Below are 11,904 nucleotides of genomic sequence, written 5' to 3'. Positions count from 1 at the left end.
CCAGGACTCATCCCAACGGGTATCCAACGCGTTAGGACCAATCGGACGGTGGCGGGGATTCGCCGATCGGCAGCAGCTACTGGTCGTAGTGCGGCAGGGTGACCGGTGCGGTGGCGGTGAGCCACCAGGGCCGCAGCTTCAGCCGCAGCCCCAGATCCAGCAGCGGAAACAGCGCCCGCAGCGACTGCTCCCGCAGCCACACGCCGGCCCGGCCGGCCCCGGGCGCCGCCATCGCGATGTCGAACTCGCCGAGGTCCTGGTTGCCCGTGGCGAAGTCACGCATTCGCTGCTCGTAGGCGGGGAAGGCCACGGCCGGGTCCCCGCCGGCCGTTTTCAGTTCACCGGCGAGGAGGTAGGCGCCGGCCAGGGCGAGGCCGGCGCCTTGGCCGGACATCGGGTCGGGGCAGTGGGCGGCGTCCCCCACCAGCGCAATCCGCCGGTCGTGCCAGCAGCCCATCCGTACCTGCAGGCAGGGCAGCAGGTGGAAGTCGTCGGCCGAGCGCATCGCCCGCAGCAGGCTGGGCACCAGCCAGCCGTCGGTGGCGAAGGCGTGCTCGATCCGCACCCGCTGCTCCGCGACGCTCAGCTTCCGGATCCCGGCCGGCTCGGTGCTGCGGAGCAGGAACGTCCCCTCAAGTTGCTCGTTGCCGGGGAACGTGGTGATGGCCGCGCCCCGATGCGGCCAGAGGTGGAAGCGGGACACGTCCCGCCAGCCCAGGTAGTTGTCGGTGGTGAAGTAGGCCTGGTCGGCGTCGAGGTAACGCAGGAAACGTTCGTGCTCGCCGAAGACGAGCCGCCGCACAGTGGAGTAGAGCCCGTCGGCTCCGACCACCAGATCAACCTGCCGGGACCCGCCGCCTTCGAAGTCGACCTGCACTCCGTCCGGCTCCTGCCGGATCGCTCGGATGGAGTCGGCGAACAGGTAGGGGACCTGGTCGCGGACGTGCTCGTAGAGGAGTTCGCCGAGCCGGCTGCGTTTGATGGCCAGCCGGCCGGTCCGGTCGGACGCGCTGCTGGCGCCCACACCGACGGCCGGGACGCGCACCGGCCGGTCGGTGGCCCCAAGGTAGATGGTGGACTGCGGCTGCGGCCCGCCCGCGGCGCGTGCCTGCTCCAGCAGGCCCATCCGGCGCAGCACCTCCTGGCCGGCCTCGGCAAGCTCGATCCGCTGCCCCTCGGTACGCAGGCCAGCAGCACGCTCCACAATGGTCGGCTCGAAGCCGTACCGCTGTAGCCAGTACGCGAGCGCCGGTCCGGCGACCCCGCCGCCGGAGATAAGGACCCGGGTGGCGCGCCGCTCGTTCATCGTTCGGACCACTCCCCCATACGGCGTACAAGTCAGTTTCCTCGTACATGGTACGGGTCGAATTGAGGCGCTGCCAAGCCGTTGTAGGCCGGCTCGTGTCCGCGCTGAACAGCGGCGACAGTTGGCCATTTCGTCACACCATTACTCGTTTCGACACGGCGGTGATACGCTTTCGACACTGGTGGTTCCGTGACGAAACAACGGATTCGGGGGTGACGTGGTGGCGTCATGCGAGCAGTGCGGGGCTCCGCTGACCACCGCTTCCCGCGGCCGCCGGCGACACTACTGTTCCCGTTCCTGCCAGGCCCGCGCCTACCGCGCCCGCGCCAAGACCCGCGGCGCGGCCCACGACGAGGTGACCACCGAGCTCACCGCGCCGGACCCTGCCGCCACCGGCCGATCCGCGGCCCGGGCGGGCGCATCCCGCGGGGAGTCGGCATCGGCCACCGAAGGGCTCTCCGTGCCGCGCATCGTCGCCGTCGCGATCCGCCTCGCCGACGCCCACGGTCTGGATGGGCTGGCGATGCGACAGGTGGCGGCCGAGCTGGGTGTGGCCACAATGTCTCTTTACCACCACGTCCGCGGCAAGGACGAGCTGGTCGAGCTGATGGTGGAGGCGGTGTTTCGCGATGGCGCGGACTCCCCCGCAGCGGCGCGTTCGGGAAGCGACGGCGCGGACCCGGCACCGGGCGCCTGGCGCGCCGGCCTAGAGAGCTGGGCGCGTCGCGAGTGGGATCTGTTGGGCCGCCACCCCTGGGTCCTGCGGGCCGTCACCGGGTATCCCCCGGTGCTCCCACCGGGAGTGCTTGCCGACGTGGGGCGGCTCCTCACCGCGCTCGTCGACGCGGGGCTGGACCCGGTCACGGCGCACCAGGCGTTCCAGAGCGCCAGCGGGTTGGCCGAAGGTCTGGCCCTGCTGCGGGCCGGCATCGCGGAGGCGGATCGGCGCGGCCTGACCGCCGGGTGGCGGGCGGTGGAACTCCCTGCCCTCCTGGCACAGCTCGACCCCGAGACCCGCCCGGTGCAGGCCGCGCTGGTGGGCTCAATGGACGCCACGATGGACGTGGAGCAGATGTTCGAGTTCGGCCTGGCGCGGCTGCTGGACGGTATCGAGCAGTTCGTCGAGTCCGACGGTGGCGGGCCAGCTGAGCCGACAGCCACCCCGCGCCGGTCAGCGACCTAGCCCGGTGACTAGTCGCTGGCGAAGGCGCGCTCCAGCAGGCCGAGAAAGGAACGGTTCAGGGCCGCACCGTCGACCGCGCGCAGCGGGTGGTGCCCAGCCAACAACGCCTGCCCGTAGAGCGCCTCGACCGCGTGCCGGAGGGTAGGTCCGGGTGGTTCGGTGGCGATCCGCCGGATCAGCGGATGCCGCCAGTTGAAGACCAGCTCCGGCCGGTCATCGGTCTCCGGCTCCCCGAACCCGGCGAAGATGCTCGACCACAGGTCGTCGGCGTCGGCCTGATTGCGCTGGCGCAGGTCCTGCTCCCGCGCGGCCTGACTCACTACGTACAACGCGGGGACGTTGATCGGGTGGAACTGGCGGACCTGCGGGACACAGCCTAGCTCGGCGAGCACGTGGCGGGCGGTGTCCAGGAAACCGGCGAGCGCGGCGAGCTGCGGCTCGGGCAGCGGCTCCAGTGTGGCCGCAAGCTCGCTCGGGTCCAGCCGACGTACCCGCAGGGACGGGTCCAGCCGGGGCAGCCGCTGCAGGATCTCGGTGTCGTAGGCGTAGCCACCGTTGACGATCGCGGCGCCGGCGGCGCTGGCGATCGTCGCCAGGCCGCGGAACTCATCCACGGTCTCGGTGTACACGATGGTCGAAGCACCCTGCCGGAAGTCGCGCAGCGGCATCGGGCCCCGGCTGGTCTCGTACGGCAGCCAGGCGTCCACCAGCCGCAGCATCTCGTCGTCGTGGCGGGCCAGCGCCTTGACTCCCAGGTGGTGCACCCGCAGAAACTCGGCGAGCCGGGCCGGATGGTGGACCGACAGCTCCCGCAGCCATTGTTGGATCTGCTCGCCGAGGCTCTGGCGCACGGCGCTGAGCAGGTCGTCCTCGTACAGCGCCTCCCGGCTGGCGGTAGGGCGCAGCAGGCTGGTGTCGACCACGCAACGTACGAAGAAGGCCCACTCTGGCAGCAGCCGGTCGGCGTCCTCGGTGAGCAGCATCCGCTTCAGGTAGACCCGGTGGCCGCCCCGTTGGCCGGCGGTCGAAGGCGAGGGGAGGATGAAGCCGACGCCGGTCAAACCCGCTTCCGGCACCCGCAGGTCGAGCAGGTCCATCGGCCGGACACCGAACAGCTCTTCGGCGTAGTCCAACAACTGCTGGCGCCGATGGTTCGGGTCCGATCGTTCGATCGCCCACGCCGGGGCCGGATCGGTCAGGGCGACCGGACCATCCTCGGTGGCCAGCGTGATCGGGACCGGCAACAGATGAGCGTAGTGGTGGACCAGCTCACTCAGCTGCTCCGGCGCCAGCCAGTGCGCCGAGTCCGGCCGGGGCCGGAGGGTCACCGTGGTGCCGATCGCTGCCCGGGCCGCGTCGTCGACCTCGGTATGGTAGGTGCCGTCGGCCCGGCCCACCCAGCGCACCGCCGGACCACCCTTGGCGGAGCGGGAGACCACCTCGATCAGGTCCGAGACCATGAAACACGACAGCAGCCCGATGCCGAACTGGCCGAGGAAATCCTGCCGGGCGAACCCGAGTTCGTCGCGCTTGGTCGTGCTCCCGACACTGGCCAGGAAGGTGTGCACCTCGGACTCGGTGAGCCCGATCCCGTCGTCGGACACCCGCACCCCGCCGTCGGGCAGCGGCTCGATCCGGATCTCTCCGGCACCGGCGGTGACCGCACCGTCGGCACCCGGATCGGCGGCGGTGAGCGCCCGCCGTGCCGCGATCGCGTCCGTGGCGTTCTGCACCAACTCCCGGGCGAACACCCGCGGGCTGGTGTAGAGATGTTGGCTGAACAGGTCGACGATGCCGCGCAGGTTTACCTGGAAGTGTTGCCCTCCCGTCACGGCAGCTGCTCCGCCGCCGCCGCGAACTGGCCACCGACGTCGATCGCCGCTGAGACCAGCAGAGTCAGCTGCCGGTGGCTCACCCCCGCGGCGAGGTCAATGTTGGTTTCCCCGACCAGGATCAGCGTCCCGTCGCCAGTGTCGTGCGCATAAGCCTTCGGCAGCAGGGTGTCGCGGTTCCAGGAATTGCAGAACTCGTACGCCTCGGCCAGCCGGTCCACGGTCAGGGTGCGGCTGGCCATGACCCGGGCATGCAGGATGGTCTGATCCTCACCGACCCGCTCGAGCTGCACAAACGCCGAGGTCCACTGGCCGGTGACGGCGCCGCTTGCCTCGACCCGGTAGCTGTCGCCCCGCTCGTCCAGCACCGCGGTGATCGCTTCGGTGGTCAGCGGCCCCAGCTGGTCGAGCTGGGCCCCGTCGCCCGGGCTCGTGATGCCCGGCTCGGCACCCGCGGCTGCGGACGCCGAGCCGGGCAGCGGAAACGGCTCCGTCAACGGTTGCCTGGCCAGATGTCGCTTGACGTCGACCGTGTTGTGGTCGCTGCCGTCGCGCTCGTCGAACCGCGCGGCGACCGCCAGGGCGGTGGCAGCGAGCCGGTCGCCGAGCGCCGCGACGGTGCCGGGGGCAGCCGGGTCATGCCCGTCACTGGGCGGGGCAATGCTGCGCTCGCCCATGCCGGCATCGGTGGCCAGCCGGCACACCAGCGCCCCGGAGGCGGCGACCCACATCGCGGTCCAGTCATCGGCGGGCTGCTTCTCCAAGTCGGGCAGCACATCGACGAGGATGTCGAGGCCCCGCTCCAGGTGACCGGAGAGCGCGCAGAAGTCGAGGTGGTCGCTGACGTGGTGGAAGCGGACCGCCCGGCCCCGCTGCGCGGAGTAGGTGCGCACGTGCGCCCGCCCCGCCTCCGCAAGTCGCCCCTGCCGCAGGTAGGGCAGCATCAGTTGGCTCAACGGCAACTCCGGCTCGCCGCCGAGTAGCCCCTCTGCCAGCACCCGCTCCAGCAACGGGATCGCGGCGGTGTCGTCCTCCCAGCCGGCTAGGAGCGCACCCTGCAGGTTCAGGTCGTAGCCGGGTGGTTCGCCGACCCTGCCACGTTTCGCGGTGCGCCACCGGTCGAACCACGGGCGGGCCTGCTGCTCACCACGGGTCATGTCGACGGCGAAACACCGGAGAGTGTAGACGTGTCGCAGGCTGTGGCCGGCGGCCCGGAACCGGCGCTCCATGTCGTCGAGCAGTGCGTCGATGTCTGCCAGTGGGATCCGCGGGGTGTTGGTCGCCGTCGAGACCGCCCAGCCGTAGAGGAACAGCAGCCGCTCGGTGTCCTCCGCCGTAAACAGTGCCGGCTCACGGTCGACAGTGCGCAGACACCAGTGGAAGGTGGGAACGAGCCGCCACGAGTCGGTGGCGTTCCAGTACGCTTCGATCAGCGAGATCCGCGCCTCGAAAGCGAGCCGTAGATCCTCGGCGGCGTCCGCGTGAGCGACCAGCCGCTCCAACTCGGCGACCTTCCCGTCCCCCTCGGGCAGGTCCTGCGCGGCGGCGAGCGCCTCCTCGACCTCGTGCAGCGCCATAGCCCCTCCGACGATCACCTCCGCCAGCTACGGGTTCGTATCTTGGCACACCCGGTCGACTCCCGGCGCCGGGCGTCCGCACCGCCCACATTCCGGGCTCCGAAAGGGCACCGGGCTCCGCGTGCCCGACCGGGCAGCTAGCGCCGAGTCAGTACTCTACGAACACCGCAAGACTCCGCCAGCGGTACTGGTCAGCCCGACAACGGCACCGCCACGACCGTCAGCAACGCGTCGAGACCGGCGAAGTCATCGGGGTTCGTGGTGTAGATCGGCAGGCGGTTGGCTATGGCCACGCTGGCGATCATGAGGTCAGCCGTGCGCGCCCTGGGCTTGCGGCCGGCTGCCAGGACGGACGCGGCGACCGTGCCGAACGCGCGTGCCGCCTCGGCGTCGAACGGTAGCGGATCAAACTCCGACTCGGCCCGCTGGAGCACGTCCATGCGGCGGGCCCGCTCCACCGGGTCAGCGGTGTGGTGCGGGCCCGCCGACAGCTCTGCCAGCGTGACCGCGCTGATCGACATCGTTTCCGGGAGCCTGGCATGGTCGATCCGGCGGCGCAGAATAAGGATGTTCGTGTCGAGCAGACCGTGCACGTCAGGAGTCATAGGGGTCCTGGAACGTATCGTCCAGGGCACTGTCAAGATCGGCGCGGAATCTTGCCGCGTCCATGACGGGCGCGTTCGCCGAGACACCCGCGAAGTGCTCACGGGTGACGACACGGTTTCGGCGCAGGGGGATCAGCTCCCCGATCGGCGTGCCGTTACGGGTGACGATGAACGTCTCGCCGTGTGCGACGGCGTCCATGATCTGCCCCGACCTCGCCCGGAGGTCCCGTTGCGTGAGCTCTGCTGCCACGGCCAATATCCTAGCATGATGTGACACCCTGTGCTACCAAGTAGCACACCTGGTCAGCCCATCGGCGCCTCAGCCAGAGAAGGGCCGTCGGGCAGCTGACCGCGTCAACCGGCGCGGGCTGGCACGGGCGCGGGATGCGCAGAGCCGTCACCGGGCTCGGTGGTCGGCGGCTCCGGCGGCAGCCGGTCGGCCAACCCGAGGCGGCGGAACAGCAACGGTGCGACGCCACCCACCCACAGCCCCACCAGCGCATACCGGACGTACCGCAGCACCAGCGCGAGCGGCTCCTCGCCGCCCGGGAACAGCACCCCCAGCCCCTGCCAGATGGCGACCACGCCGACCAGACCCACCACCAGCCGCAGCAGCCGGCGGCCGATCGGCCCCCGATGGTCGAAGCCGCCGCGGGCATGCAGCAGTGCGAGGCCGATCCCGAACCCGGCGAGCGTGGCGGCGGCCGTCACCACCCCGGACGCGCCGGCCAGCTCCGCCGCGTCGATCACCCCCGGCCACGGGAAGCTTACGTTGATCAGGCGGCTGGAGAGCAGCACCGCCGGCGCGATCAGCAGCAGCGACGCCGCTACGGCGCCCGCGATCTGCTCCCCCGTGCTCAGCCGGCGCACCCACCGCGCCCCGCGCGGGGCGAGCCACAGATACAGCACCACCAGCAGCAGGCCGACCAGCCAACCGGTGAAGATGTCCTCCAGGAAGTGAGCCCCGAGGTGGATGCGGGACCAGCCGATCGCGACGATCAGCGCCACCAGCCCGATCCGCACCGGCCAGCCGCGCAGCGACGCGGCCAACACCCCCCAGATCGCCGCCGCGTTCTGGGCGTGCCCGGACGGCAGCCCGAACGAATGCTCCCGGGCAAGCTCCAGCCCCGGATCAAGGTACGCCGGACGGGGGGTAGCGAACCCGAGTTTGAGTAGCGAGTTGACGCCTGCCGTCAGCAGCAGCATCACCCCGAGCCGGATCCCGATCCGCCGGTTGACCACCCAGTAGATGATCGGCAGCAGCAGTAGATAGGCCTCCTCGTCACCGAAGAAGGTCACTGTAGACATCACCGGCGTCAACCACCCGTACTGCTGCTGTAGATATTCGATCCGGGTGAGCTGGTCGTCGTACTGGTCTGGGTTTATGCCCCGGACATCGCCGCGGGCCGCCTCCCGCTCGGCGAGCACCTCGACCGCCCGGTCCGGGTAGTCGGTGATGATGCCGTGCGCGCCCGCGTCCAGCACCCGGTGCATCTGCTCCGGGTCGTTGACGGTCCAGACGTGCACCTCCACGCCGAGTCGTTCGGCGGCGCGGACAAACCTCGGCGTCACCACGCGCCGCCCGTCGAAATGCTCCGGGACTTGGAACAGCTGCCCCGGTGGAGTCCACCATGGATGGAGACCGAACAGCTGGCGGACGTAGAAGTCGTAGGTCTCCGACTCCGGCATGTTGGTCGCCACACCAGGCAGTTGCGCCCGCACCGGCTGCAGGTACTCCTCGCGGAACGAGGCGACGGCGACCGAATCGCCGCGGTCGTACTCGACGATCAGGTCGATCGTCGGTTGAATGATGGCCTCGCCGCCGTCGGTCTTGAGCTCGATGACCAGCGGCGTGTCGGGGAACGCCTCGAACACCTCCCGCAGGGTGGCGTGCCGCACCCCGTGGCCCCGGAACGGAGTGCCACCTTGCTCGTCCCGCCAGGTGTACCCGGCGTCCAGGGCCCGGAGCTCGGCCAGTGTCAGCTCGCTGACCGGCCCCGAGCCGTCGGTGGTGCGATCGACCGTACCGTCGTGAATGGTGACGATCTCGCCGTCGGCGGTGATCTGCAGGTCCATCTCAAGCACGTCCGCGCCGAGCTCGACCGCGGCCTGAAAAGCCTCCATTGTGTTTGGTGGCGCGTGCCCCTGCGCGCCGGCGTGGGCGATGATCGACACGTCCCGCTCGGCGAAGTGCGGCACCGGCTCGACCGGATCAGCCTGTGCCCATACAGCCGCGATCACCGCGACCGTCACGACGATGGGCAGCAGCAGCCAGAGCCGCGCCCGTCTCAGGCCTGCGCCCACCCTCTCTCCTTCAGCTTCGGTGCGAAGCCTAGATGCATGGACGTGCCGCGAGCAACAGCGGCGGCGAGTACGCCGCGCCAATACCGAGGGATAAGTGTGCGATGTCCGGTTCGCGGTTACGGCACCGTCAGGTCTGGATGGTCCACGTCCCCTCGGTGTTGACCACGAGGTCGGTGGCGGGCCCAACCGCGTACTGGCGGAGCAGCAGCGCCGAGCCGGTCAGCTCCCCGGTCTGCAGATGGTGGATGAAACCCCCTTCCTCGCCGTCGACCACGGTGTTCACCTGGAAGAAGTCCTGCCCTCCGGTGGGCGCATAGGTGAAGGTGAGGTAGAAGAACAGATGCTCCGGCAGGCTGTCCAACGGAATCTGCCCCGAGCCGGTCCCTTCTGCGGTGATCTCCCGGTCCCACGATGGCGGGCCGGAGACCTCGGCCGCGCCCTCGGCCGCCGGAGCGTCGGTCGGCCCGGCGAAGCCGGGCGATGACGCTTCGTCGGTCCCGGCCGGATCGGAGCCGGTCAGCGCTCACGAGGGTGGCCTCCAATGGGGCTGGTACGGACTGAACCACGGCCAGGTAGCTAAGGTACTCGAGCGGGGCTCACCGCCTCGACTGTGGTGCTGGCAGAATCGTCGATGGGATGGCAACCCGATGCCATATATTTATCGACCGATGTGGAGCACTAGAAGGCGACCCGCCGAGGTCACTCCGCCAGGGTGCTCTCCCCCGATCGGAGATAGCGGTAGTCGGCTTCGATCCCCCGGGACAGCCAGCCGTTTATCGAGCTGATGCCGCGGTCGTTCAGCTGGCCCTCATGTATCCCGACGCATTGCCGCGGCTGAACGGCGCGCACGAATTCAATCGCCTCCTGTGTCTTCAGCCACGCGCCCTGCATCGGCACCAGTAACGTGTCGACCGGGGCCCCGGGCAGGTGAAGTGCGTCGCCCGGGTGATAGCAGGCTCGCTCGACGACGTACCCCAGGTTCGGGCAGTCGGGCTCGCCGGCGTAGGCGGGAGCGTGGCGACCCCCTACCGCTGTCACGTTCAGGCCAGCGACCCGGAAGTTCCCCTTCGGGTGGACCGGACGGAACGCGATCCCGGGCAGCGCGGCCCCAGCCGGCGCGTAGATCGGGATTTTCTGGGCCGCCAACCTCTTACGGTCGATGTGGTCAGCGTGTTCGTGCGTGACCAGGACCGCGTCCGCTCCAGACGTCGCTGCTGGCTCGGTCCAGACTCCGGGGTCGATGACCAGCACGCGGCCGGCACGCTCAATCCGGACGCACGCATGACTATATTTGGTTATCTTAACCATGACCTGGGGGCGAGGTAGCGCGCGACGAAGTCGAGCTTCATGCCCATTTGCCGAATCCGTTCCGCGTCCGCCAGCGATCCATGTCCGGCATCGTAGTGGTACAGCTCATGAGTGATCCGATATCGCTTCAGAGCGTCGACATAGCTTAGTATTTGTCGCCATGGACAACGTGGATCAGCCCGACCCGCAGCTATCCACAGCGGCACCTGGATCTCAGGAACATACGTCAGCGGGCTGGCGTCGCGATACTTCTCCCCGACCTGCTCCGGGGAGCCACCGAAGAGCGAGCGGTCGAATGCCTTCAAGTCTTCGCTCTCGTCGGCGTAGGCGACCAGGTAGTCGGCGATCGGCGAGGTGGCCAGCCCCACCGACCATCGATCGGGATAGCGCCCGAGCCCGAGTAAGGTGAGGTAGCCGCCCCACGAGTGCCCGGACAATACGACTCGTCGCGGATCAGCGATGCCCACCCTCACCAGGTGATCGCGAACGGCTACGACGTCCGCCAGTTCGGTGTGGCCGACCCGCTCGGCGATGGCGTCGCGCCACCCAGTCCCGTACCCGGTGGAACCGCGATAGTTGATCTGGACGACGGCGAAGCCGTGATCTACCCACGCCGCCGGTCCGGCACGAAAGAGGTCACTGTCGTGGGCGGCGGGGCCGCCGTGACAGTCGATGACGAGCGGCAAGTAACGGTCGGTTCGCTGCCTGCCGAGGCTCGGCGGCAGGCGCAACAACGCGTGGACGGGCCCGCCCGGACCGTCCACCCATAGATCCGTCACCGGGACGCTGGGTGGTGCAGCGGGCCCAGGCGGCGCCACCACCGGTTCGCCAACAAGGTTGCGGATGGTCGGCGGGTCGGCGGCGGATGACCACAGAAACCATGCGTCCCCGCCAGGAGTGGTGGTGAGGGCCGAGACGGTGCCGGTGGTGGGCCCGACCGGTTGGACGGCGCTGACTGCCATGCCGCCGACGGCCAAGTCAACCCGGTGCAGGCGGGTGCGGCCGTGGTGGGAAACTGCCACCAGCACTGCGCAACCATCCTGGTACCAGGATGCCGCAGCCACCTCTCCCGGCACCGCGAGATCGAGCTCGGACTGCTCACCAGTGCCGACCCGCCAGAGCAGGAGGCCGGGTCGTCCGTGCCGGTCGTGCCGCACGAGCAGCCGGTCGTCGCCGAACGCCGGCGCGAAACCGATCGGACGTACCCCGAGACCGGGTCCATCCCAAAGGTCGCCGACGACGGCGTTGCCGGACGTGTCCAAAACGCGCACTGCCGGATGCCGGGAGTCGCCGTGTTCGCTATGGATTAAGGACAGCTGCGTGCTGTCGGCGTTGAGTGGACCAACTGACACCGCCTGCCGGTGCTGATAGAGCAGCAGCGGGTCGGCGCTGCCGTCGAGGCCGAGCCGGAGAACCCGGTACTCGTCCCGCCGGTCGACGACGCCCACGACCGCCACGTTGCGTCGGCCAAGCGCAAGACCGGCCGGCTGGGACGGCGCCAACCCGGTCGCGTCCACGGTCTGTTCACCCGGACCAGCTCCGAACCGCTGCCGGCGCCAGACTCCGCATTCGTCGCCGTCGCGGTCGTCGAACCACCAAATCCACTCACCGGCCGGCTCAATCGCGGCGCGGTGGGTGCCTTCCTGTCGGGAGGTAGCTTGGGTCAGGACCCTTGAACTGCTGTCCCAACTGTGCACTTCGATGGTGCCGTGCGCCGTAGCGATGCACACGTGTCGGTCAGGGGCGTCAAGAGCGCTGACCGGCATGCCTATCCGGGGTGCCCGAAAGC

General features: G+C 69.6%; 10 protein-coding genes. 1 reads left to right on the top strand and 9 read right to left on the bottom strand.

Annotated features, from left to right (window positions below):
* Nucleotides 1–76: 76 nt before the first annotated feature.
* Nucleotides 77–1,306 carry an FAD-dependent monooxygenase gene (locus JQS43_RS11020; protein WP_239678982.1) on the bottom strand — a complete coding sequence of 410 codons (1,230 nt, stop codon included), beginning with the start codon at nt 1,304–1,306 and terminating at the stop codon, nt 77–79.
* A 220-nt stretch (nt 1,307–1,526) separates the two neighbouring features.
* Here JQS43_RS11020 and JQS43_RS11015 point away from each other — a divergent pair, with 220 nt between their 5' ends.
* Nucleotides 1,527–2,489: a TetR/AcrR family transcriptional regulator gene (locus JQS43_RS11015; protein WP_239678981.1), complete on the top strand. Its 963-nt coding sequence runs from the start codon at nt 1,527–1,529 to the stop codon at nt 2,487–2,489.
* Nucleotides 2,490–2,497: 8 nt separating this feature from the next.
* Here the strand turns inward: JQS43_RS11015 and JQS43_RS11010 are convergent, their stop codons facing one another.
* From JQS43_RS11010 to JQS43_RS10975, 8 genes are all read right to left on the bottom strand, one after another.
* Nucleotides 2,498–4,321 carry an HSP90 family protein gene (locus JQS43_RS11010; RefSeq protein ID WP_239678980.1) on the bottom strand — a complete coding sequence of 608 codons (1,824 nt, stop codon included), beginning with the start codon at nt 4,319–4,321 and terminating at the stop codon, nt 2,498–2,500.
* Nucleotides 4,318–5,898 (bottom strand): type III secretion system chaperone family protein, encoded by a 1,581-nt coding sequence (locus tag JQS43_RS11005; protein WP_239678979.1) that lies wholly within the window; start codon nt 5,896–5,898, stop codon nt 4,318–4,320. Before JQS43_RS11005 ends, JQS43_RS11010 begins: the two co-directional genes overlap by 4 nt.
* A 191-nt stretch (nt 5,899–6,089) precedes the next feature.
* The gene (locus JQS43_RS11000; RefSeq protein ID WP_239678978.1) at nt 6,090–6,491 is read right to left on the bottom strand and encodes a type II toxin-antitoxin system VapC family toxin; all 402 of its coding nucleotides are present in this window, start codon (nt 6,489–6,491) and stop codon (nt 6,090–6,092) included.
* 1 nt (nt 6,492) lies between these two features.
* Entirely contained in the window at nt 6,493–6,753 is a 261-nt protein-coding gene (locus JQS43_RS10995; protein ID WP_239678977.1) for a type II toxin-antitoxin system Phd/YefM family antitoxin, read from the bottom strand.
* Nucleotides 6,754–6,857: 104 nt separating this feature from the next.
* Nucleotides 6,858–8,807, bottom strand: a complete 1,950-nt coding sequence (locus JQS43_RS10990) for a glycerophosphodiester phosphodiesterase family protein (RefSeq protein WP_239678976.1) — start codon at nt 8,805–8,807, stop codon at nt 6,858–6,860.
* Nucleotides 8,808–8,934: 127 nt separating this feature from the next.
* On the bottom strand, nt 8,935–9,168 hold the full coding sequence (locus JQS43_RS10985; RefSeq protein ID WP_239678975.1) for a hypothetical protein: 234 nt from the start codon (nt 9,166–9,168) through the stop codon (nt 8,935–8,937).
* A 338-nt stretch (nt 9,169–9,506) separates the two neighbouring features.
* Nucleotides 9,507–10,058 (bottom strand): MBL fold metallo-hydrolase, encoded by a 552-nt coding sequence (locus JQS43_RS10980; RefSeq protein WP_239678974.1) that lies wholly within the window; start codon nt 10,056–10,058, stop codon nt 9,507–9,509.
* Nucleotides 10,059–10,102: 44 nt separating this feature from the next.
* Nucleotides 10,103–11,881, bottom strand: a complete 1,779-nt coding sequence (locus JQS43_RS10975) for an alpha/beta hydrolase family protein (protein WP_239678973.1) — start codon at nt 11,879–11,881, stop codon at nt 10,103–10,105.
* Nucleotides 11,882–11,904 lie beyond the last annotated feature (23 nt).

The organism is Natronosporangium hydrolyticum, from assembly GCF_016925615.1.
Taxonomy (GTDB): Bacteria; Actinomycetota; Actinomycetes; order Mycobacteriales; family Micromonosporaceae; genus Natronosporangium; species Natronosporangium hydrolyticum.
Note: the sequence above shows the minus strand (reverse complement) of the source record. Positions and strands in the feature narration are given on the sequence as shown.